The organism is Bacillus sp. FSL R5-0286 (genome assembly GCF_038593245.1).
Lineage (GTDB): Bacteria > Bacillota > Bacilli > Bacillales > Bacillaceae > Bacillus > Bacillus altitudinis.
Window position 1 is genome coordinate 211,445 of the sequence record NZ_CP151977.1, and the last position, 22,575, is coordinate 234,019.

Genomic DNA, 22,575 nt, shown 5'->3' on the forward strand with positions numbered 1-22,575 from the left:
GGAATGCTTTTATATTCTCAGGGCAGTGTTTGAATCAAATTTTAAAAATCCAATGTCCTCCATGTATTTGAAATAGCGTTTGATTAAATGATCGTCCATAGGGGGATAGGTCATTCCATGTGCTTGGAGAACCGTTTGAGTATTTGTTGAGTCAAAGTGCGCCATGTTTTCGTATAGTTCCCAGACTGTTTTGTCTCGTTCTACCTTTTCAGTGAGCATTGGAAGAAATGGCGTAAGGGCGTTGTCTGCGTGTTGGTCGCTTGCTTGAATGAGAGCTTCTACCCAATCGTTATATGCTTTCTTTTCTAATGGATAGCCTATTTCTTCTGTGATTTTTTGAAAAAATTCACCTAATTCCATGCTTTCTTCTTGAGGTGGGACGAGGTGATAGGCTTTGCCGAAGTTGGCTGGATCCTTGCATATGGTTGTAATGGCTTTTGAAACAAAGTCGACGGGTACGAATTCTTTTCGTTGATTCGGTAGCTCACCGTAAGCCTTTAATTGGATGCATCCTTTGATTAGTCTCGCCATGTAATCCTCTGTATTATGAACGCCTGTTTGACTGTCGCCCATGATGAAGCCGGGGCGAAGGACTGTGATCGGCACGCCACGTTTTTTTGCTTCCCACATCATTTTTTCTGCCACCCATTTACTTTGAGAGTACCCAATGTCCTTTTCTACAATAGGAAGATAAGCATCGATGGATGTATCTTCAAAAAGAACGGTCGTGCCATCTAGATACCCGGCAGGTCCGAATATGGCAATGGTCGATAAGAAATGAACAGGCTTTACCTGTTCTGTGCAGGCGAGTTTGATGATATTTTCTGTGCCAGTGACATTTGTATCCTTGTGCATGTGATAGGGCTGAACGTAATTGACTTTTGCTCCATTATGATAGATGGCATCAATGTTTTGGGCGAGTTGTTGAAATTCCTCTGTTGAGAGCCCTAGTTGAGGCTTGTCCAAGTAACCTACAATCGGTTTTAGTTGTTTCAGATAATGTTCGTCCCATAGGTGATACTTCTCCATATTTACTTGTATTCTCTGTCTTGCGTGCTGTTTGTCTCTTGCTCTGATGACACAATAGATTTGGATGGAGGGATTCATTCGAACAAGCTCTTTAATGAGATAAGCGCCTAGAAAGCCGGTTGCTCCTGTTAATAACACGGCATTCTGCTTAAAGGATTTAGAATCGAATAGGTGCTTTGGCTGAATCTCTTCATCTAAAAATCCCTCTGATGTGAGCTGTTGTTTCGGCTCAGGTGTTTGATTTTGTAGCATAAGATGAACTTGTTGAATCGTAGGATGTTCATAAAGGGTGCTGGCAGGTAGTTCAACGTGTAATGTTTCCTGCATACGCATTAAGGTTTTGGCGGCAAGGATGGAGTTTCCTCCTAAGTCGAAGAAGTGATCGTTTGTGCCAATGGGCTCTACCTTTAATAGGTCTGTCCATATTTCACAGAGTGCTTCTTCGGTTTGATTAGTTGGTGCGACATATTCAGTTTGCAGTTTGGGTCTGTCGAAATGATATCTTGGTAGTGCTTTTCGATCGACTTTTCCATTTGTGGTCGTAGGGAAGTTTGTCAATAGAACATAATGTGCAGGGCGCATGAAATCAGGGAATGTTTTCTTTGCATAAGTTTGAATGGTATATAGATCCCATGTCTTTTTGTTGGACGGAATGATGTATGCAATGATGCGTTTATCCCCAGGTATCACTTCTGTGGCTGTCACCAAACAGGATTTAACACTTGGGTGCTGGATCAACACATGCTCAATCTCGCTAAGCTCAATACGAAAGCCTCTAATTTTGACTTGGTCATCCTTTCTACCAATATATTCAATCAGCCCATCAGGTTGTTGTCGAACAAGATCCCCTGTTTTGTAATAGGTTCTTCCATCCCGTTCGATGAAACGTTCCTTTGTTAGGTTTTCTCTTCGCCAGTAGCCTAATGCTAGTCCATCTCCCGAAGTGATGAGTTCCCCTATTTGTCCTTGAGAGACAGATTCACTTTGTTCATTTGTGATGTCAATGATGGTTCCTGCTACAGGTCTGCCAATCGGTATACTGACGAGATCATCCCAAGTGTCTGGCAGTTGAAAAGTTGTTGTGAAGATTGTATTTTCTGTCGGGCCATAGCCATTAATGATGGTCGTATGTGGGAGCTCCTTTAATGCTTGATGAACGACTTGAGGAGACATGACATCTCCGCCAGAGACGATGTATTTAACTGATTTGATATCGTTCAGGTGTGACTCCATCATCAAGTTGAACAATCCAGTAGTTAAAAAAAGAATCGATACATCATAGTCTTTAATGGTTTGACTGACGAGTTCAGGAGTCAGTTTTCCAGAAGGAGGAATAGCGAGTGTCGCTCCATTTAATAAAGCGGACCATATTTCAAATGTAGAGGAATCAAAAGAGATGGTAGATAATAATGCTAAGGTATCAGAAGAATTAACGGGCAGAAAGGAAGGGTTATGCGTTAGGTGCATGATACATCTATGTGTAATGACAACACCTTTTGGTTTTCCTGTTGTGCCAGAGGTATACATGATATAAGCGGCATCAGAAGGTTTGACATCAAAAGACGGGTTTGACGTTGATTGTGTAAGGATGAGATGTTTTTCTTTATCTAAGTAGATAGTAGGAATAGGCAAGGAGGTTAGGCTTTGAGTGACATGTGATGTTGTGAGTAAAAACGATAGTTCGGCATCTTCAATCATAAATTGAATACGTTCACTAGGGTAATTTATATCTATAGGCACATATACGGCTCCTATTTTGGTGATAGCGAGAATAGAGATAATCATTTGTGGTGATCTTTCTAAGGCTAGGCCAATATGAGAAGCTTTCGTTACGCCCATTTTGATAAGGTAATTGGCGAACTGGTTACTTTGTTTCTCAAGTTCAGCATATGTGATGTTCTGATGGTTGCACGCTAAAGCTGGATGATGCGGCGTGTGAGTGGCGTGGTGTCTCATGATATCACATAAATTTTGATCATTCATGATGATATTCCCCCTCTAGAATTTGATAGATTAGGAATGTTATTCCTAAATCCACCCAAAGTGTATATGAAGAAATATTCATTGTCAATGAAGGTCATATCAACAATAAAATGTAAAATTTATATAATAATTGAAATAATATGCAGATATATTGTCCTATTTAGAGATAAAATGTATGGGACCCTCGGCTTTTTCCTTGAATGAGCGTTTTGATGATCAAGATGAGATGAAAATAGGGTTAAATTGAATTATAAGATAGGCTGGATTCACTGATAGGATGAAAGATCACTTTTTTATTAGAAATATATATACTATTTCGAAAAAAATTTGGTAAAATATACAGGTATATCTTAAATTTGTTATATATTGTTTAAGGAGCTGTCGTGTTGAAGGGATCTAGGGTTGAGTTTATTGATAGTTTACGTGGTTTTAGTTTATTAGGTATTTTGATTGTGAATATGCTTAATTTTCAATATGATTATGATTTTGAGAAGATGTTTGATCCGAGCATATGGGGACAGGAGTTTGGGGTATATGTCACAGAAATCTTGTTCCAGGGGTCATTTTATCCGATTTTCTCCTTTTTGTTTGGGTATTCTTTTATCAAACTGATTGAATCCACAAAGGCCAAGGGGCTGAATACGAATGCTATTGTCGTCCGCCGCGGCTTTGGTCTTATTGTGCTTGGGATGCTGCATTACATATTCATTTGGAATGGTGATATTCTCTTATATTATGGAGCATGTACGTTTTTCTTGATGATGTTTTTAAGCAGCCGGATCAAAACAATGCTGATTTGGTCAGGTGTGTTAGGTGCTTTGTCATTAGTGGTTTTACCATATCTGATGACCTTTGTTTATGGAAATGATGATTTATTAACTGATGTGTATGCGAAGGGTGCATACGGTGATATTTTATTGAGCCGGGTGACGATTGAAGACGATATGATGATTGTGACCATTATTATGGCGATCGTGACCATTACGATGATGCCGATCTTGGGTTTTCTATTCGGTACGATCATGGTGGGGCCATTTGCACTGCTTGGCATGGCGATCGGGAAAAAAGGTCATTTGACAGAAGAAGATCGAGGCATGGCTTATCGTAAAGGCTGGGTTTGGATGATTATCATCGGGCTCGCTTTAAAATGTGCGACGTTCAGTGATGCTCCTTGGAGTGAAATGGTGTTGACGTTAGGAGCCTATGTCCTGACGATCGGTTATATTCAAGCTTTTATTGTCTTCTACTATTCAAAGGCTGCACAAGGGTTGAAACGTCTGCTTGCAGGACTGGGCCGATTGTCTTTATCAAACTATTTGGCTCAATCTATTATTTGTACAACGATTTTCTATTCTTACGGACTTGGGTTATTCGGACAAATGGGCTCAATGTTTGGACTGCTACTTGCTGTTGGACTTTACACAGCTCAGCTGTTCATCAGCTATCTCTATTTGAAAAAGTGGAGAAGAGGGCCTGTGGAATGGCTTATGGGAAAATGGGTATATTGGAGATAAATTGATTTGTTGAGGAACCGCATGGCTGAAGAGCTGTGCGGTTTTTTAGTTGGATCGCATTCAAAAAAGTTCATAAAAGGAGTTGAATATTTTTTCAGTGTGTATATAATGTATATATAGTGTATATACAATATTTCATTGCGAATACCAGTACAGAAAAAAGAGGTTTTTTATATGCAAATTACGATTTCTAACCATTCTAAGGAGCCTATCTATGAGCAGATTACGACGCAAATCAAATCGTTGATCTTAACGGGTGAGCTTGCAGAAGGTGCGGGACTGCCGTCTATCCGAAAGCTGGCGAAGGATTTACAAATCAGCGTCATCACAACAAAACGTGCATATGAAGAGTTAGAGAAGGCAGGATTTATTTATTCGATTGTCGGTAAGGGATCATTTGTTGCCGAGCAAAACCTAGAGGTCATGAGAGAGAAAAAATTGAAGGTGATTGAGGAACAGCTTGGAGCGGTTGTTACAAACGGCAAGGAATTAGGCTTATCTTTTGATGAATTGCAGCAGTTATTAAAGTTCTTGTATGAGGAGTGAGATGAGTGGAGCACGTGATTGAATTCAAAGGAGTATCAAAACGGTTCAAAGACTTTTCTGTGCAGAATCTTGATTTACAGGTCAAAAAGGGCTTTGTTACTGGGTTTATTGGAGAAAATGGAGCCGGTAAGTCGACCACGATTAAAATGATCATGAATTTGTTAAAACCAGATTCTGGTGAGGTTAAAATTTTTGGATTAGATTATCGCACCCATGAAAAAGAGATTAAGGAACGAATTGGCTTTGTTTACGATGCTAACGTTTTTTTCCCAGGATTGAATTTAAAAGACATCAAACGGATTGTGGCACCTGCCTATAAACGCTGGGATGATAGACTATTTTATCAATATATTGAACAGTTTGGCCTGCCGCTTCATAAAGCGATTAAAACATTTTCAAAAGGGATGCAGATGAAGGCATCGCTTGCGATTGCGCTGTCGCACCATGCAGAGCTGATTATCATGGATGAACCAACTGCTGGTTTAGATCCGGTCTTTAGAAGAGAGCTGCTCGGCACGTTACAAGAATTGATGATTGATGGAAATCGAACGATTTTTTTCTCAACGCATATGACGACTGATTTAGATCGCATCGCGGATTATATTGCGTTTATACAAAATGGAAGATTGGTCTTTCAACAGTCGATTCATGAGGTGGCGGAGAATTATGCGCTGGTGAAGGGGAGCCTGGATTTGCTGGATCGAGACACAGAAAAGGCGTTTATCCATATTCAGCGTACGGCAGCCGGATTTGAAGCATTAACAGATCGGATTGATGAGGTGAAACTTATTTTTGGGGATGCTGTTGTGATTGAACCGGCGTCGCTTGAGGATATCATGTTTTATTTGAAAGGCGGGGTTGCGCATGTTTCATTTAATTAAGCGTGATGTGATTTTGCAAAAGAAGCAGTTACTTATTTTTATTCCGTTTATCTTATTTTTCATTTTCATGGATGTCCATCCAGTATTAACGTTTCTAGTCGCTAGTGTCTTCATTCCATTTAACACATATGCTTATGATGAGAAGGCAGAAACGAATATTCTATTAAATTCCTTGCCCTATACACGTAAAGAAATTATCGCATCACGTTATCTTGGCGCCATTTTCTATATGAGTATTGCGATCGTGCTGACAAGTGCTGCATTATTTGTGTTTGGGAAGCTGTTTTCGCTGTCAGATATTGCGATTGGCAGCGGGTTGTTTTTATTGTTCGCAGCATGTACGTTTCCATTGTTTTATATCTTAAAGCCTGGTTATATCACAACGGCAGTGATCATTGGCTTTATCGTATTATCTGCTATGGGACCGCCTGTTGTTCTCTATTTAGCAGAGCAATTCAGTGGAATCACTGATTTTATCATGAATTTATCGATCCCTATTGTATATACGGGGTCAACTGTACTGATTATGCTCATCTACTTGCTGTCTTGGGGACTTTCTACTGCGATTTACCAGAGGAAAGTGTTTTAAATCAGATGATCACATCATTTATAGAGAATCATTCATTTTGAGGTAGGCCTTTCAAAATGGATGATTCTTTTTTGCATCCGGTGAAATTGACATACAGAAGAAAAGAGGTTATTGTTAATTAACATAATGTTAATTATTTTTAACATATTGTTAAATAAATCATCCTTTAAGAAAGGAATTTGAAATGGAGATTAAAAATAGAATTAAGGTATTACGGGCAGAAAGAGACTGGACACAAAAGGATTTGGCAGAGAAGTTAGGTGTGACTCGTCAAACTGTGGCAGCGATTGAAAATGGTAAATATTCTTTGTCTTTAAAATTAGCATTTCAAATTGCTAGGACATTTGAAGTTGATTTGTATGACGTATTTCAAGAGGTCGACAAGGAGGAACAACAATGATAACGACGATCATACTTTATTCTCTCATTACCCTTTCTATTTTAAGCACGGCCTTTCAATTTAAGAAAAACCGTGAATATAAACATGATGAACGAGGTCAATTTATTTTAGCGAAAGCCGGAAGTTTTTCCATTATAGGTGTGGCTTTAGCCTATATATTGGTTGCTGTCGTTCAATCTTTGGTCCATCAATTCTCATCTCCAACAGAGTGGTTTTATATAGCAATTACGTTTATGTATGTATCAAGTGTTTGCGCAAATACAATCGGCATCATCTATTGTGAAAGAAAATATTAATTTTCATCGATGGATGTGAGCTAGAGTTCTTCATCATGAAGGGAAGAGAAAACCAATGAAAAAAATATTGAGAATCATGTTGATCTCCATAGGCACCATTATCACGGTCATGGTTGTTTTTCTAGCTACTGTTTATTTTGTAAACCTCATTAGTAATGAACGGGAGAAAGGGAAAATAGAAGATTATGGGCAAAAGGTCTTGGTGGATGGGAAGGAGATGAATGTGCTCATTCAAGGCGATGGGAAAGAAACGATTGTCCTTCTACCAGGCTATGGAACTGCTTCACCCGTGCTGGATTTTGAACCGTTAGTCAAGGAGTTATCGCAAGATCATAGAGTCGTTGTGATTGAACCGTTTGGTTATGGTTTAAGTGACGACACAGATAAAGTAAGGACAAGTCAAAACATTGTGGATGAGATTCATGAATGTTTGCAGAAACTCAACATTAAAAAATATACGCTAATGGGTCATTCGATTTCTGGCATTTATGGATTAGAATATGTGAATCAATACGAAAAAGAAGTCCAAGCCTTTGTTGGAATTGATAGTAGTTTTCCTAAGCAGGAGGATGCAGATGAATTGCCAGTCTCCAGCTTACAGCTGCTTCATCAATCCGGCTTTTACAGATTGATAGTGAAAATGAATCCAGATCAACTGGTGATGCCTAAAGTAGATGATCAAACGAAAGCTCAGATTAAAATGCTGACTTTCCGAAATTTCTTAGATGAAAGCCAAGCTAGTGAGGCAGAAAACTTTAGAAACAATTTTAAAAACGCTCAACGCCTACATTTCCCTAAGAAGCTCCCTGTGGCTTTCTATCTAGCGGATCAAACGGAGAAAGAAACACCAAACTGGAAACCAATGCATGAAGAGCTGCTGAAAAATGTAGACCACGGAAAAGTCGTTACTTTCAAAGGTGGCCATTATTTGCATCATACGAAATCAAAAGAAATCGCAGATGATGTGAGGAAGTTTCTATCGAACAACGAGCGCTCACGTTAGCGTTTTTCCTCCTCAGCTGGACAGATGAAACATCGCAATTTTGATCAAAACGAGTGAACTGATTTGTTTTATGATCAAGAAGAGGTGAGGGAGATGATGTATAGTCGGGTGACGCAAGAGGTGATTTCTTATTTGGAGTCGCATTTGATGGATGAGCTGTCGCTGAGACAGGTGCATGAGAAAGTAGGATATTCACATTTTCATTTGCTGCGTGTGTTTAAACGAGAAACCGGGCTGTCGATGGGGGAATATGTGCGGAAACGAAGATTAGCTACGGCTGCACAGCTTCTTTTGTATACGGATCAGGGGATTTTAGACATCGCTTTTTCGTTACAATTCCAATCGCAGGAAGCCTTTACGCGTGCTTTTAAGCATCTTTATTCTTTACCTCCCGGAATGTACAGGTCCATGATGAGAGACATGCAAATGAAAAAGGAGGAAGATTCGATGACATTACATGAAGCAGTACCTGGCTGGGGTTTGAGTGGTTCACATCCGCATATGTATGAGATGGGTGTTGATACAGCAGAGTTTCATACGGGAAAGCAATCAGGTGTTTTATCATCTAAAGAAGGCGTACAAGAAGGACAGTTTGCGACGATGATGCAGGGGTTTCAAGCAAAAGAGTATGTAGGCAAGCGATTGAAGCTCTCTGCTTTCTTGAAAACAGAGAATGTATCTTCAGCAGGAATTTGGATGCGGGTAGATGACGGAAAGGGTGATACGGTGCAGTTTGATAATATGCAGAATCGACCTGTGACAGATTCTACGGAATGGAATCAATATGCGATCGTATTAGATGTTCCTACGCGCAGTGAATCCATTCATTTTGGAGTGCTACTCAGCGGTCATGGAACAGTCTGGGCTGACGGTTTTCGATTTGAGGAAGTGGATGAGAAAACACCTACAACGAATATGGTGGAGGCTTCGGCTCTGCCAGATGTGCCGATGAATTTGCATTTTGAGCTTGAGAAGACCGTGTGAGCGGTCTTTTTTTGTTGTATACAAATCTGCATGAACCGTTTATAATGAAAAATATAATTAAACATACCGACGGTCGGTATGTAAAAGGGGGCGTTTGAACTGGTGCGAAATAAGTATCCAGAAAAGACGATGCAGCAAATTTTGGACGTGTCGACAAAGTTGTTTCAGGAAAAGGGATTTGAAAAGACAAGTTTGCAAGATATTATCCATGAATTGAATATGTCTAAAGGGGCTATTTATCATCATTTTAAATCGAAGGATGATATATTACGCGGCGTGATGGATCGGCAGTTTCGTTATGCAACCGAGAAGCTTGAGGAGTTAATTGAGCATACGGAGGCAGCTCATGCGAAAGAGAAGCTGCAGCTTATCCTGGAGCAGCTTGTGGCAGACCCGCAGTCTCATTCGATTGATGGGATCTTGGTTGATCAGATGAAAAATCCGCAATTTGTGATTGAAGGCATGAAGACAGGTGTCAATCAGGATGCTTTGAGAATCAAACAGTTAATCATTGAAGGGATTGAGGATGGTTCGATGGAAACTGCGTTTCCTGGTGAAGTGGCAGAAGTATTTTTGCTTCTTGTGAATATATGGTTGAATCCCACCTTGTTTGTCCGCAATCATGAAGAAACGGTCCAGCGTTTGTGTTTTTTAAAGCAGATGATGAAGGGTCTTGGCGTGGATATTGTGAGTGATCTATTTATTCAAAAGGTGACAGCGCACTATGCTGAAATTGGCGGGTATGATCTGCCCGAAAGATAAAGAATGCCAACTGATAGGAGGATGACGTATGATTCATTTTATGAAGGTTGAGCTAAGAAAAGGCCACATGAAGCAGTATATTCAAGCTAGTTTCATCGCGAGTATTGTGCTGCTAGTATTCATCTATTTTATTGCGTTTGCTGCAAAAATTGAACGCGAACCGGGTTTTCAGCAATATACGAATATTTATTTGTTAACGAGTACAGTATGGATGATCTTTTTTTCTATCATCACAGCTATGCTGTATTGGCGTGTAGGCAAGACTGTTTATCAGGAACGCACATTCAATTCAGTGAGATTCCTTTCTCATATGATATGGATGGTGTGCCTTTCAACGTTTGCGATGATGTGCAGTATCATTCCTTCGTTTGTTGTGTTTATTGTGACTGAATTGTTTTTCCCTATTGTTCACGATACGCTGACGGCAGGTTCTCTGTTTCAATTGATGAAAACATTCTTTATGTTGATTGTTTGTGTTCAAGCGATTAGCATGATGGCGATGAGAATAGGGTTGAGCAAGAAATCTGTTTTGATGACCGTCCTGACTGCCATTGTTTTATGTGCTGTTTTAGGAAATGTATCGCTCGCCATTTATGGCAATGATCAAATGAACCTCATCCTGTCAGGAGTGATGATTGCAGCAGTCCTCATTGTGATCTTGGAATTGTGGAGCCGCATCGGCCGGCTGCAAACGAGGTAATTCATGATGGGAAAAGGATGGAGACATGTGAAGCATACGGTTCAAATTGAAGAAGCAATAACGGAACTTTCATTAAACTGGCTGGTGGGAGATGTTCGCCTTTATCACCATGATCATCCTTATTTATTGGTGAAGCAGACCACCAATCACGTATTCCCCCATCGGTATTTACTGCATCATCAAGTGCAGGAAGGCAGGCTAGTCATTCAAGATAAAAGAAAACGAGCGATCAGCTTGGGGCTTCATCTTCATCAAACGAATTTGGAGATTTACCTCCCTCAGGCACAGTTACAGTCCTTGTCTATTCATTGTAAAGGAGCAAATCTATTCTTGGATGGACTGAAGGTGAAGGAGGCTGACTGCCAATTGATTTCTGGAAAGTCCATGTTCACGGGAGAAATCAAGCATCTGCGCTTGCAGACAGTGGGTGGATTTATCTCTAGTCAACAGCTCAACACGCAGACATTGAGCCTGCGTACTACTTCGTCAAAAGTGGAGATGGTAGGTGCTTTTTCAGATATTGATCTGAATTTAATAGGCAGAAGGGTACAGATACATTCAAAGGCCATGTTGCATTCGCTCAAATCGACGTCAACTGGATCATCTGTCAAAGTGGCAATTCCGGAAAATGATGGATTTATTTGTTATGTGAAGAAAAGATCAGGTACTTTTCACAATGACTTTCCTTGTGTTGATGATCAGGATAGAATGGTTTATAAAAATGGAGGGAAAAGCTTTGAGGTCGATATAAGGGGAGGTTCTTTTCTATTAAGTGATGGTCATTGAAGCGATGATGATCCTCTGATTCGATATATCAATATAAAATAATTTGAATATCTTTTTATGTCAGAATATTTTGTTAATAGTGTTTTCCTCAAAAAAACAATTGTTTTTTAAGGGTAGATTTATTATGATAATATACATCGAAAGATTGAAGATTTTGAATCAGAATGAAAATTCTGATTTTTTATTTTTTATGTTGTTTGTTGATGAGGGGGAATAGAAGTGGCTCAAAAGGAATTAAAGAGAGGGTTAAGTGCTCGTCATATTCAAATGATTGCGCTTGGCGGCACAATTGGTGTTGGCTTATTTATGGGGTCAGCTAAAGCCATTCAATGGACAGGTCCATCGGTTCTTCTCGCGTACGCAGTGTGTGGTATTTTTATCTTTTTTATTATGCGTGCGATGGGAGAAATGTTGTATCTTGAACCGAGTACGGGATCGTTTGCTACATTTGGGCATCAATATATTCATCCGCTTGCGGGGTATATGACAGCTTGGAGTAACTGGTTCCAGTGGGTCATTGTTGGAATGTCTGAGATTATCGCCGTAGGTGCTTATATGAAATATTGGTTCCCGGAGTTACCGGCGTGGATTCCCGGATTAATCGCCATGATCATTTTAGGTGCGGCCAACTTGATTTCGGTTAAGTCATTCGGTGAGTTTGAATTCTGGTTTGCGATGATCAAGATTGTGACGATTATTTTAATGATCATTGCAGGTTTAGGCATTATTTTCTTTGGGTTTGGCAATGGTGGAACAGCGATTGGTTTGTCTAACCTTTGGGCGCACGGCGGGTTCTTTACAGGTGGATTTAGCGGTTTCTTGTTTGCATTGTCCCTAGTGATTGCTGCCTATCAAGGGGTAGAGCTCATTGGGATTACTGCAGGTGAGGCGCAAAATCCGCAAAAGACGCTGACAAATGCCATCAAAAGCATCATCTGGCGTATTTTGATTTTCTATATCGGTGCGATATTTGTCATCGTAACGGTGTATCCGTGGGATCAGCTGAATACGCTCGGCAGTCCATTTGTGGCGACGTTTGCGAAAATTGGAATTACGGCAGCAGCAGGTATTATTAACTTTGTTGTCATTACAGCAGCGATGTCCGGCTGTAATAGTGGAATCTTCAGTGCGGGGCGTATGCTTTATACATTAGGTGTGAATGGACAGGCACCTGCTTTCTTTACAAAAATTTCGAAGAATGGTGTACCGTATTTTGGGACATTTGCTGTGCTGATTGGTTTAGCGGTTGGGGTGGTCTTAAATTACGTTTCTCCGCCAAACATTTTCGTTTATGTGTATAGTGCGAGTGTCCTTCCTGGTATGGTGCCTTGGTTTGTGATTTTAATTAGTCACATTGGCTTCAGAAAGGCGAAGGGGGCAGCGCTTGATCAGCATCCGTTTAAGCTGCCGCTTGCGCCATTTTCTAACTATTTGACAATCGGATTCTTGCTGATGGTGCTTGTGTTTATGCTGATTAATCAGGATACACGAATTTCTCTCATTGTGGCAATTGGGTTCTTGATTTTAGTGGCGCTTAGCTTTTTTGTATTTGGAATTGGTAAACGAAAACCGATTGAAACAGCTTCTTCTGATCAAACGGTGAAATAATCAAAAGCCTTGCGGAACAACCGCAAGGCTTTTGTCGTTTACAGAGAAGCTTTGACACGCTGAAAGACATCTGGAAAGTTGGTGAAAAGACCGGTGACGCCGTATTGCAGAAGACGTGTCATGTCTGCTTCGCTGTTTACCGTATATGGGTGAAGGAGGAGTCCGTGGCTTCTGACCTGCTGTACATTTTCAAGTGTCAAAGCTCTAAAATTCGGTCCGACCCCCACTGCATATGATTTGATGAAGTCGAGCTGATCATCTGTAATAGACGTCATTTGCGCTCTATCTAATAGCTGTACTTTTGGAAGCCGAGGGGCGAGTTTCTGCAATTTTAATAGACTTTCTTGGCTGAAAGATTGGATGATGACCTGCCCTTTTCTCGTATGTTTTCCAAGAAGATGATGTTTCTTTAAGACGGCCAATAGCTTTTCTTCCATTTGCGGATAGATGTCTGGTTTTTTGGTTTCAATATAATAATTTTCTCGTTTACCGAAGTAGCGTAATACCTCATCTAATGTGAGGACTTGCTGTCCAATAAAGTGGGCATTTTGTTTGTCGGGGTTGGCTTCGTTAAACCATGCACCGGCATCGAGCTGTTTGATTTCGGCAAGTGTGAGGTCTTTGACCCAGCCTGTTCCGTTTGTCGTCCGGTCAACCGTTTCATCGTGCATGACGATGAGGTGTCCATCCTTTGTCATTTGAAGGTCGAGTTCGAGGTAATCTGCATTCATCTTTGTGGCGAGCTTGTAGGAAGCTAGGGTATGCTCTGGGGCATACCCTGATGCTCCGCGGTGTGCAACGGTTAAAATGCGATCTGGAGATAAAAGATGTTCATGTGCCGATATGGTGGTCGGCACCCAACCAAAAGACAGTAAAGCAAAAGAGAGTAACACGAAAGCAAGTAATCTACTTTTCTTCATATTTTATCCTCCTTTTACGGTAACTGCCTCCATCATAAGAAATAGATGTAAAGGGCATGTTGGGCGGAGATGAATCTTTTATGTGATTTTCATTAAGCTTGCTCTACGCGCTTTCCTGTATTCCATGTCATGGCGAGGAACACAATTGCAAGGATACAAGAACCAACTAGTAAAATGAAACCTCCTGTCCAGTCATAGTGATCGACGACGACACCCATCATGGCATTAGCGAAAGCAGAGCCGCCAATATATCCAAAGAATCCTGTCAACCCGGCAGCAGTGCCAGCGGCTTTTTTCGGAGCGAGATCAATGGCTTGCAGTCCAATGAGCATGACGGGTCCGTAAATTAAAAACCCGATGCTGATGAGGGCAATGTTATCAACCATTGGATTGCCAGCAGGGTTTAACCAGTACACAAGAACCGCAATTAATACGCCAATCATAAAGAGTACGCCAGCAGGTGCGCGGCGGCTTCTAAAGAAGCGGTCACTAATCCACCCGCACAATAATGTACCAGGGATGCCTGCATATTCATAAAGGAAATAAGACCAGCGTGAATGCTCTGGTGAGAATCCTTTTGCTTCTGTTAAATAGGTAGGTGCCCAGTCTACGACCCCGTAACGGACAAAGTACACAAAGACGTTGGCAATGGCGATATACCAAAGGAATTTATTGTTGAGTACATATTTAAACAAAATCTCTTTTACGGTTAATTCTTTTTCTTGATCTTCATATTGTTGTGCCGGATAGTCATTTCGGTATTCTTCAATTGGCGGAAGACCAGCGGATTGCGGGGTGTCCCGTACGAGAAGAATGATGACGAAGGAGACGATAATGGCGATGATGGCAGGGAAGAAAAAGATACTTTTCCACGTCGCAAACAGAACAATTCCTAATGTAATAAGCGGTGCAAGAATCCCCCCGCCGATATTGTGAGCGACGTTCCAAATGGACATTTTCGTACCACGTTCACTCACCGAAAACCAATGCGCCATCGTTCGTCCGCATGGCGGCCACCCCATTCCTTGAAACCAGCCGTTTAAGAACATGAATAAAAACATGATCCATACACTGGATGTCACCCATGGAAATGAGACAAAAAGAATATTGATAAGAGCTGATAGAAAGAGTCCAGCGGCTAAAAAGTATCTTGGGTTACACCGGTCTGAGATCATCCCCATAATGAATTTACTAAAGCCATAAGCGATTGAAACAGCCGCCAGTACAAAGCCTAATTCACTTTTTGTGAACCCCTCTTCCTGTAAATAAGGGATGGCAAATGCGAAATTTTTGCGCAGCAAATAGTAGCCCGCATATCCGATAAAGATTCCCAAAAAGACTTGCAGCCGCAACCGTTTATAGGTTTCGTCTGTTTTGGCATCATCGAGCCTGTCGATATGCGGAGCTGGTTTAAACCATTTGAACATAAACATCCTCCTCTTGTAGATATGACTGAAACAAAAGTACGAGGTCTGTCTTTGATCTTGTACTTTTTCAGAGACAAAAGAATTGATAACGCTTTCTTTTGTACTCCCATCATATCGGATGGAGAAGATGTTTATGATGAGGCTTTTGTCATTATTTTGGAAAAACAGTTCGTGAAGTGATGAAAAAAATCCGCACAATGGCGGATTTTTAATAGTGGTTAAATTGATACATCAATTTTTGCAGATTTCTTTAGTTGATCAATTTCTTTTTGTACTTCTTTTTGCTTTTCTTGAGATTCTAACTGCTTCTTGATTTGTGATTTGACGTCTTTGAAATCAGGTGCTTTTTGTTTTTGCTTTTTCATTTGTTCGGCGTATTGGTCATAGTACGCTTTGACGTCTTTTTCAGACACAGAGGCTGATTTAATTTCTTTGTCGACATATTGGCTGTATTTGATGCTGTCGGCAATATCACTTTTCAGCTGATCCATTGTCAGTCCGCTCTTTTTGAGTGCTTCTTCAAATTGAGCATTGTCTTTAAATTGTTTCTTTTCTTCTTTTAGCTGCTTATCGACTTGCTTGTCAGAGGCTTTATAGCCCTTCTTCTCAGCATCTTGCAGGATGAGCTCTTGACCTACGAGCGCATCAATGGTTTGCTTCTTGACAGCTTTAGCGCCTTCTTTAGATGTTGGGTCTTGTCCTGACTGCTGAAGTTGACCTTGAATGGTCGATAGAGCGCTATTGTATTCACTGCCTGTGATTTTATCTTTGTTGACGGTCGCAACGACCTTTTGATCATCAATTTTTTGTGCGTCTAATTTCTTTTGCATCTCTTCCATTTGCTTTTGCTGCTCTTTTTGGTCAGCCTGTGTTGTTTCCTTGCTTTTGGCTGAATCGTTTTGCTTATCCTGTTTCGCATCGTTTGATGAGCAGGCTGCAAGCCCCACTGATAACAGACAAGCAATGAGTGTATATGATACTTTTTTCAATTATTTTCTCTCCCTTCGGTATGAGAACATCTAGTGCGCATTCTATCCGTTTTAGAGGAAAAATAAAACCGTATAGACGAATTGTTAGCGGATTGACATTTTTTTTATCTGTTTGTCCTCATTTTGTCTTCTCATAGTCATCATATGACAGCTCAAGTTTGGAATAATTGTTCCATCGCTTCGTCGAGATTGGTGATCGGCTGGCGGCAGCTGTAGTTTTCACAAATATAGACCGTCGTGCTGTCGTTGATCGTTTTGTAATCTTTTGCAAAAGGTGCGAGCCTTGCTAATTCTTGCCCTGTTTCGGCAGTTAAAATGAGATCAAATGGCATGAATCGTTTTTGCAATGCTTGTAGAAGCTGTTCTTTTTGCGGATCGCCCTTTTTCCCGAGAATAATGATTTCTCGTTTTACGGCATATTGGCTTAATAGTCCTTGTAAAAAGGCGGTATGTCCGCTTGGATAGGAAGAGACATCGACGTAAAAGGCGCTGAACATCTTCTCTAGTGTTTCGATCCAGTCTTGACGTCCGATCATTCTGCTTAGTTTCAGAAGCTGTTGGAGTGCAGTACTGTTACCAGACGGCATGGCCCCGTCGTATACTTCTTTTTCACGAACGATAAGCGCTTCTGCATCTGAGCCTGAGAAGAAAAAGCCCCCGATTTGCTCATCCCAAAACAGTTCAAACATATTTTCAGCAACGGCTCTTGCTTTTGTCAGCCAATCTAGGTCAAAGGTCGCTTCGTATAAAGACATATACGCTGTGAGCATGTGCGCATAATCCTCGATAAAGCCTAGATGCTTTACGTCCCCTTCTCTGAAGCGGACCATGAGGCGTCCCTGTTGGATGAGGTGTGTTTCGAGAAAAGACATCGCCTGTTTTGCCATGCGTATGGCCTCTTTTTCATGAAAGACACTCCCTGCTTTGGCAAGTGCGGAAATCATCAGCGCATTCCACGAGGTGAGTACCTTGTCATCGATTAGCGGTGCAGGCCGCTGCTGTCTTACAGTGAGTAAGATGTGTCGAGCGGATTGCAGTTTGGAATGAAGGGTTTTGTCGTCGATTGAAAAAGCTGCTTTGATGTCATCAAATGAGGTGGAAATAGTATGAGGGATGTTCTGTCCTTCAAAGTTCCCTTCCTCTGTGATGTGGTAGACCGCACAAAATAAAGTGCCGAGGTCATCGCCTAAATGGGTCATGATCTCCTTTTTTGTCCAAACGTAATATTGCCCTTCCTTTCCTTCTGAATCGGCATCGATTGCCGAATAAAAAGAGCCATCACGATTCATCATGTCTCGTTTGATAAATTGAATGAGGTCTTGGACAAGCTTTTCGTACTCAGGGTGTTGAGTGATTTGATAGGCTTCGGTGTAGGCATTTATTAGCAAGGCGTTATCATACAGCATCTTTTCAAAATGCGGCACAAGCCATTTTTCATCGGTTGAATACCGAGTAAATCCAGAACCAATATGATCATAAATACCGCCGTTTGCCATACCGTTTAACGTTTTTGTGACAGCATATAACGCATTTTCTTGCCCTGTCCATTCAAAATAGCGCATGAGAAACGTGAGCATATGAGGCGCAGGAAATTTAGGCGCAGAACCGAAGCCGCCATACAGCGTATCAAAGCTGCTCATGAGCTGATAATAGGCTTTGTGAATCGACTCCTGAGTGAGCGTATTTTCTGTCTGCCCTGCTGCCTTGATCCGCAAATTATTTGTTGCCTTTTCTGCCAATGATTCAATATGATCTCGGTCGTTGTGATACGCATCCAGCAATTGCGTCAGTGCATCAATGAAGCCAGGACGGCCGTAAGCACTTCTTTTTGGAAAATAAGTCCCCGCATAAAACGGCTTTTGATCAGGCGTGACAAACACGTTGAGCGGCCAGCCGCCTTGCCCAGTCATCATCTGACAAACGGACATATACATCGAGTCAATGTCTGGACGCTCCTCACGATCGACTTTGATTGAAATGAAATGCTCGTTTAGGATGTCGGCGACTTGTTGATCTTCAAAGCTTTCGTGTGCCATGACGTGGCACCAGTGGCAAGTGGCATAGCCAATGCTTACCAGCAAAGGCTTGTTTTCTTTTTTTGCTTTATCAAATGCTTCTTTTCCCCATGGATACCAGTTAACTGGGTTATGGGAGTGTTGGAGAAGATATGGAGATTTTTCAGTGATTAATCTGTTGGGTTTATTGTTAGTAGACATGGAATCTCCTCCTTTCATATTTATTTATCAGATGAGTAAATAAAATAATTGATCAAATCTTTTTGAGTGTAAAGGATGATGGGCTTAAGGAATTTCATTTGAATTTAGATAGTACTACTTCAACAAAGTTACGTAGGATAATAACCGATAGTTCTTTATTTTCTAAAATTTTGAAACTGAGCAAAAATCAAAAAACTATAATTAGGTCAAAGATTTATAGGGACTGCTGTGGAAATTTTGACTTTCGATAGATTTGTTTTCAATTCTTTTATTCGCTTCATTAATTATGAAAACCTATATTAACGCCTTTTAAATGGAATTTATTACTATATTTATCTTGTGTGTATTTAATCATTAATAACAAGCTGTTATAATAGCTTTGTGTTTTTATGAAAATATGTGTTAAAAGTGGTGTTGGAAATAAATATATACTATTCATTCTAGTAATCTCTTCGTTTGGTGGAGAAGCACTCTTAGCACATTTAATTTCAATAGGTCTAGCGGTGACTATTACAGGAGTTACTTATGTTGCATAATCTGAGTTTAAGAAGCATGAAAGAACATACATTCAAAAAATCTAAAAAATGGGTATATGAGAAGGTGTAAATATGTTAGTTATTGATCAAAATCCAAAAGGTGAGCAGTACTCCAAATTAATTGATTTGGCTTTCGAAATTTGTGATGAGTTTCATTTAGTTTTAAGAAAAGATATGGGATCTTTAAAATCTTTTGATCCCTTCCTAAAAAAACTTGAAAGTTCATTGAAAGAGATGAAAGAACAATCAGAATGGGCTAGCACAATGCTATTTAACAATACAGCAAAAGTTTATTACTATTATACAGATGAAAATGCGAAGAGTATTCTAAAAGAATTCGCAAATTCTTTATATGAATGGGAGCAACCAAATTTACCAGAAGACTTGTCCTTCTTCAAAAATGGAGAAGAATGGCTGGTTACATCTTCTCATGAAGAAGAAAGTTATATAGATACGGAAAATGATACAGAGATACAAAGGATATTAAGTATACCAGAATTAAAAGTACATATGGAAAAATGGGATTAAGGCTATTTAGTATTCAATAATAGTGTATTGATATAAAAGGAAGGAGGCTAATAAGATAGTTTCCTTTAAAATGTTACGGGCGTTCTCATTTATTTCTTAATTAAGATGTATTGTTTGTGTTCCAATAGAAGATTTGAACTTTAAATGTTTCCCAAATTGTTGAGTCTTGAAATTAATAACTAAATCCAAACTCTCATCCTTATCTTCATCCTCAAAACCGTCTAAACAGGAATATAATTAATATATCAGATAGCTGAGGTCCGTGATCAAGTGTCTGTGAGGTATTCCCATCATGAAAAATCAAGGGCTATAAACCCTTGATCAATTCATTGTATTCTTTTTACTACTTCAATCGTAATGTTTTAACACGATGGCTGAATTATGTCCTCCAAAACCAAAAGAATTGGATAGCCCATATTTCAATGGAAGCTGTCTCGCTTCTAATACAACATCTAAATTGCAATCTGGATCTTGTTTCTCTACATTAATAGTTGGCGGAATCATTCCTCGTCTCAAACTTTCCACTAAAGCAATCGCTTCTACTCCGCCTGCAGCACCAAACATGTGCCCAGTCATTGACTTGTTCGCAGTTGTTGGAATTTCGCCTGAACGATCACCAAATAATTTCTTAATGGCTAGAACTTCTGAACGATCACCTACTTGTGTACTTGTTGCATGAGCACTAATAACATCGATTTCACTTGTTGATATATCTGCACTTCTCAATGCTTTCTTCATGGCTAAGTAGGCACCCCTACCTTCTGGGTGTGAAGCGACCATATGATGTGCATCTGAACTAGCCCCGTATCCCACTACTTCACATAATATCGGCGCATCTCTAAGAATTGCGTTGTCTAATGATTCTAATACTAAGATACCTGCGCCTTCACTCATAACAAAGCCATCTCTATCTGTATCGAATGGACGGCTGGCTCGACTTGGGTCTTGGTTTCTAGTAGATAGTGCATGTGCGTTTCCAAAACTAGCCAAAGATATCTGGTTGACGGCAGCTTCTGCTCCACCGGCAAATATAATATCTGCTTCATCATTTCGGATCGCATTGAAAGCTTCACCAATAGAAGTGTTACCGATAGAACAAGCTGTGACTGGTGACAATGATGGCCCTTGTGCGCCTAATTTAATGCTGATTTGGGCCGCAGCTGCATTTGAAATCATCATGGGGACAAGGCTAGGGCTTACTCTCGATGGACCTCGTTTATCTAATACATTCACCTGATCAACAAGCGATTGTATGCCCCCGATTCCTGAACCAACATATACGCCTAAACGTTCAAGATCTACTTGATCTAACTGTAATTGCGAATGTTCTAATGCTTGTTCGGCTGCTGCTAAGGCAAACTGACTAAAACGATCTAATCGTTTTGCTTCTTTTCTCCCTAATACTTCATCTGCATCGAAATCACGAACGATTCCAGCTATTTTTGTTTTATAATCAGTCGTATCAAAAGAATCAATGAGAGATATTCCCGATTGTCCTTGAACTAGTTGATTCCAAAAGCTATCTATATCATTTCCAAGTGGAGAAATAACTCCCATTCCAGTAATGACAACTCTTTTCATGATCATTCCCTCCTTGTTTTTATTAACTTTAGCCATTGTGTTATCCTATTACAAGTTGTTGTTTATCCTAGTATAATGAATAATATTTTAAAGGGTGATCATATTGAAACCTGAAACAAGACTTCAAGCATTATCAGAATTTCTAAAAAACCAACGTTCAAAAATCACGCCTCAAATGGTTGGTTTACCTGTAGGAACCCGCAGAAGAACACCAGGGCTCAGAAGAGAAGAAGTAGCTCAACTAGCCGGTGTGAGTCTTACTTGGTATACATGGTTAGAGCAAGGCAGAGATATAAAAGTATCTACTTCGGTATTAGATGCGATTTCTAGTGCATTACAATTAAATAACGATGAAAGGAGATATTTGTACGCTTTAGCGTTAGAGGAAGGTGTGAAACAATCCTATATCATTGAGAATGAGAAGGAAATCAGTCCGGCTTTAGTGAAAATTTTGCAGGAACTTCGTTATTGCCCAACGATTGTATCTGATAGAAGAAGTCAGATTGTTGGGTGGAATCAAGCAGCAGCTAATGTATTTTTGGACTTTGAACAAATCATCCCGGCAGAAAGAAATATCATCCGCTTACTATTCGCAAGAAAGGAATTTAAAAGTTTAGCCGTGAATTGGGAGCATTTTGTAAGAGGATATATCGCCATATTTAGAACGTATTATGGACAGTATGTGGCGGATGACTGGTATGAGCAATTTATAGAAGAAATGGAGCAGGCATATCCTGAGTTTCGTAAAATATGGAATGAAAATGAGATCAGTTATGCACCTGAAGTATTAATTGAATTTCGTCATGCTAAGGTAGGGAAAATGTTGTTTAATCTCACTTCATTACAAGTGTATGGGGATACTGATTTAAGATGCAGTGTCTATACTCCAGTTGAGGATACTGAAACGGAGCTTAAGTTAAAACGTTTAATTGAAGGGTAGGTTTCGTTTGGATGAGGTTATTATGGCCATTAAATATAAAAGAGATCCTATGCTGTCAGTGAGAAGTGGGCATAACCGATGCTGATGAGCACCGGTTTAGTTTCACGTTGAGGCTTCTTGCCCCCAAGCCTATATCTTTTCTGGTAAATGGTGTTTATACATCTCAATAGCATCTGTATGTTCTTTTAAAATACTCATTGTTTTTGGCTGAGGTGAGTTCAGAGAATGGTTTATAGGTAGGATTTTGACCAATGGTACCAAGCGGCAGTTCTTTGTTTGATCCAATATAATGCTGTAAAGTCATGGGTTGCCCTCTTTCCTTGAAATATTCCTTATAGCGTTGATTATTTCCTTTTT

21 protein-coding genes are annotated in these 22,575 nt (G+C 40.1%); 14 read left to right on the forward strand and 7 right to left on the reverse strand.

Going from position 1 to position 22,575, the window contains the following annotated elements; genetic code table 11:
- Positions 1-9 precede the first annotated feature (9 nt).
- On the reverse strand, positions 10-3,012 hold the full coding sequence (locus NST24_RS01190) for an amino acid adenylation domain-containing protein (protein ID WP_342462194.1): 3,003 nt from the start codon (positions 3,010-3,012) through the stop codon (positions 10-12).
- A gap of 386 nt (positions 3,013-3,398) precedes the next feature.
- Between NST24_RS01190 and NST24_RS01195 the strand changes: the two genes are divergently transcribed.
- The 12 genes from NST24_RS01195 (at position 3,399) to NST24_RS01250 (ending at position 13,081) form a co-directional block, all read left to right on the forward strand.
- A complete protein-coding gene (locus tag NST24_RS01195) occupies positions 3,399-4,526 on the forward strand; it encodes a DUF418 domain-containing protein (RefSeq protein WP_061417701.1) in 1,128 nt (375 codons plus the stop codon).
- 174 nt (positions 4,527-4,700) lie between these two features.
- Positions 4,701-5,072, forward strand: a complete 372-nt coding sequence (locus NST24_RS01200) for a GntR family transcriptional regulator (protein ID WP_008343911.1) — start codon at positions 4,701-4,703, stop codon at positions 5,070-5,072.
- Positions 5,073-5,077: 5 nt separating this feature from the next.
- Positions 5,078-5,953, forward strand: a complete 876-nt coding sequence (locus NST24_RS01205) for an ABC transporter ATP-binding protein (protein WP_039169374.1) — start codon at positions 5,078-5,080, stop codon at positions 5,951-5,953.
- Positions 5,937-6,542, forward strand: a complete 606-nt coding sequence (locus tag NST24_RS01210) for an ABC-2 transporter permease (RefSeq protein ID WP_008343909.1) — start codon at positions 5,937-5,939, stop codon at positions 6,540-6,542. The genes NST24_RS01205 and NST24_RS01210 overlap by 17 nt, the downstream gene beginning before the upstream one ends.
- Before the next feature lie 184 nt (positions 6,543-6,726).
- The gene (locus tag NST24_RS01215; RefSeq protein ID WP_012008754.1) at positions 6,727-6,942 is read left to right on the forward strand and encodes a helix-turn-helix transcriptional regulator; all 216 of its coding nucleotides are present in this window, start codon (positions 6,727-6,729) and stop codon (positions 6,940-6,942) included.
- A complete protein-coding gene (locus NST24_RS01220; RefSeq protein ID WP_008343907.1) occupies positions 6,939-7,238 on the forward strand; it encodes a hypothetical protein in 300 nt (99 codons plus the stop codon). The genes NST24_RS01215 and NST24_RS01220 overlap by 4 nt, the downstream gene beginning before the upstream one ends.
- A gap of 55 nt (positions 7,239-7,293) precedes the next feature.
- Positions 7,294-8,241 (forward strand): alpha/beta hydrolase, encoded by a 948-nt coding sequence (locus NST24_RS01225; RefSeq protein ID WP_342462195.1) that lies wholly within the window; start codon positions 7,294-7,296, stop codon positions 8,239-8,241.
- 93 nt (positions 8,242-8,334) lie between these two features.
- Positions 8,335-9,225, forward strand: a complete 891-nt coding sequence (locus NST24_RS01230) for an AraC family transcriptional regulator (protein WP_041508153.1) — start codon at positions 8,335-8,337, stop codon at positions 9,223-9,225.
- Between the two features lie 129 nt (positions 9,226-9,354).
- Positions 9,355-9,987 carry a TetR/AcrR family transcriptional regulator gene (locus tag NST24_RS01235; RefSeq protein ID WP_039169364.1) on the forward strand — a complete coding sequence of 211 codons (633 nt, stop codon included), beginning with the start codon at positions 9,355-9,357 and terminating at the stop codon, positions 9,985-9,987.
- Positions 9,988-10,015: 28 nt separating this feature from the next.
- Positions 10,016-10,687 carry a bacitracin ABC transporter permease gene (locus NST24_RS01240; protein WP_342462196.1) on the forward strand — a complete coding sequence of 224 codons (672 nt, stop codon included), beginning with the start codon at positions 10,016-10,018 and terminating at the stop codon, positions 10,685-10,687.
- 6 nt (positions 10,688-10,693) lie between these two features.
- Entirely contained in the window at positions 10,694-11,473 is a 780-nt protein-coding gene (locus NST24_RS01245) for a DUF4097 family beta strand repeat-containing protein (protein WP_342462197.1), read from the forward strand.
- Between the two features lie 219 nt (positions 11,474-11,692).
- Positions 11,693-13,081, forward strand: coding sequence for an amino acid permease (locus tag NST24_RS01250; RefSeq protein WP_008343901.1), 1,389 nt, complete (start codon positions 11,693-11,695; stop codon positions 13,079-13,081).
- A gap of 38 nt (positions 13,082-13,119) precedes the next feature.
- On the opposite strand, the gene NST24_RS01255 is transcribed toward NST24_RS01250, so the two are convergent.
- The 4 genes from NST24_RS01255 to NST24_RS01270 form a co-directional block, all read right to left on the reverse strand.
- Entirely contained in the window at positions 13,120-14,001 is an 882-nt protein-coding gene (locus tag NST24_RS01255; RefSeq protein ID WP_017358710.1) for a glycerophosphodiester phosphodiesterase, read from the reverse strand.
- 92 nt (positions 14,002-14,093) lie between these two features.
- On the reverse strand, positions 14,094-15,428 hold the full coding sequence (glpT, locus tag NST24_RS01260; RefSeq protein ID WP_008343899.1) for a glycerol-3-phosphate transporter: 1,335 nt from the start codon (positions 15,426-15,428) through the stop codon (positions 14,094-14,096).
- 218 nt (positions 15,429-15,646) lie between these two features.
- A complete protein-coding gene (locus NST24_RS01265; RefSeq protein ID WP_008359353.1) occupies positions 15,647-16,417 on the reverse strand; it encodes a SurA N-terminal domain-containing protein in 771 nt (256 codons plus the stop codon).
- Positions 16,418-16,569: 152 nt separating this feature from the next.
- Entirely contained in the window at positions 16,570-18,633 is a 2,064-nt protein-coding gene (locus NST24_RS01270) for a thioredoxin domain-containing protein (protein ID WP_342462198.1), read from the reverse strand.
- Between the two features lie 608 nt (positions 18,634-19,241).
- On the opposite strand from NST24_RS01270, the gene NST24_RS01275 reads away from it, so the two are divergent.
- The gene (locus tag NST24_RS01275) at positions 19,242-19,697 is read left to right on the forward strand and encodes a hypothetical protein (protein WP_024719143.1); all 456 of its coding nucleotides are present in this window, start codon (positions 19,242-19,244) and stop codon (positions 19,695-19,697) included.
- A 348-nt stretch (positions 19,698-20,045) separates the two neighbouring features.
- Here NST24_RS01275 and fabF read toward each other — a convergent pair whose 3' ends face one another.
- Entirely contained in the window at positions 20,046-21,278 is a 1,233-nt protein-coding gene (gene fabF / locus NST24_RS01280) for a beta-ketoacyl-ACP synthase II (RefSeq protein WP_256688955.1), read from the reverse strand.
- 103 nt (positions 21,279-21,381) lie between these two features.
- Here fabF and NST24_RS01285 point away from each other — a divergent pair, with 103 nt between their 5' ends.
- Complete coding sequence (locus NST24_RS01285; RefSeq protein WP_039169343.1) at positions 21,382-22,218, forward strand: helix-turn-helix transcriptional regulator; 837 nt, start codon at positions 21,382-21,384, stop codon at positions 22,216-22,218.
- Between the two features lie 163 nt (positions 22,219-22,381).
- On the opposite strand, the gene NST24_RS01290 is transcribed toward NST24_RS01285, so the two are convergent.
- A complete protein-coding gene (locus NST24_RS01290) occupies positions 22,382-22,522 on the reverse strand; it encodes a hypothetical protein (RefSeq protein WP_342462643.1) in 141 nt (46 codons plus the stop codon).
- Positions 22,523-22,575 lie beyond the last annotated feature (53 nt).

Bases quoted from the DNA above. Each gene is read 5' to 3' on its own strand.
- NST24_RS01215 (WP_012008754.1), top strand. From the start codon at position 6,727: ATGGAGATTAAAAATAGAATTAAGGTATTACGGGCAGAAAGAGACTGG.
- NST24_RS01240 (WP_342462196.1), top strand. From the start codon at position 10,016: ATGATTCATTTTATGAAGGTTGAGCTAAGAAAAGGCCACATGAAGCAG.
- NST24_RS01190 (WP_342462194.1), bottom strand. From the start codon at position 3,012: ATGAATGATCAAAATTTATGTGATATCATGAGACACCACGCCACTCAC.
- NST24_RS01255 (WP_017358710.1), bottom strand. From the start codon at position 14,001: ATGAAGAAAAGTAGATTACTTGCTTTCGTGTTACTCTCTTTTGCTTTA.
- NST24_RS01235 (WP_039169364.1), top strand. From the start codon at position 9,355: ATGCAGCAAATTTTGGACGTGTCGACAAAGTTGTTTCAGGAAAAGGGA.
- fabF (WP_256688955.1), bottom strand. From the start codon at position 21,278: ATGAAAAGAGTTGTCATTACTGGAATGGGAGTTATTTCTCCACTTGGA.
- NST24_RS01275 (WP_024719143.1), top strand. From the start codon at position 19,242: ATGTTAGTTATTGATCAAAATCCAAAAGGTGAGCAGTACTCCAAATTA.
- NST24_RS01200 (WP_008343911.1), top strand. From the start codon at position 4,701: ATGCAAATTACGATTTCTAACCATTCTAAGGAGCCTATCTATGAGCAG.
- NST24_RS01220 (WP_008343907.1), top strand. From the start codon at position 6,939: ATGATAACGACGATCATACTTTATTCTCTCATTACCCTTTCTATTTTA.
- NST24_RS01210 (WP_008343909.1), top strand. From the start codon at position 5,937: ATGTTTCATTTAATTAAGCGTGATGTGATTTTGCAAAAGAAGCAGTTA.
- NST24_RS01230 (WP_041508153.1), top strand. From the start codon at position 8,335: ATGATGTATAGTCGGGTGACGCAAGAGGTGATTTCTTATTTGGAGTCG.
- NST24_RS01245 (WP_342462197.1), top strand. From the start codon at position 10,694: ATGGGAAAAGGATGGAGACATGTGAAGCATACGGTTCAAATTGAAGAA.
- glpT (WP_008343899.1), bottom strand. From the start codon at position 15,428: ATGTTCAAATGGTTTAAACCAGCTCCGCATATCGACAGGCTCGATGAT.
- NST24_RS01270 (WP_342462198.1), bottom strand. From the start codon at position 18,633: ATGTCTACTAACAATAAACCCAACAGATTAATCACTGAAAAATCTCCA.
- NST24_RS01290 (WP_342462643.1), bottom strand. From the start codon at position 22,522: ATGACTTTACAGCATTATATTGGATCAAACAAAGAACTGCCGCTTGGT.
- NST24_RS01225 (WP_342462195.1), top strand. From the start codon at position 7,294: ATGAAAAAAATATTGAGAATCATGTTGATCTCCATAGGCACCATTATC.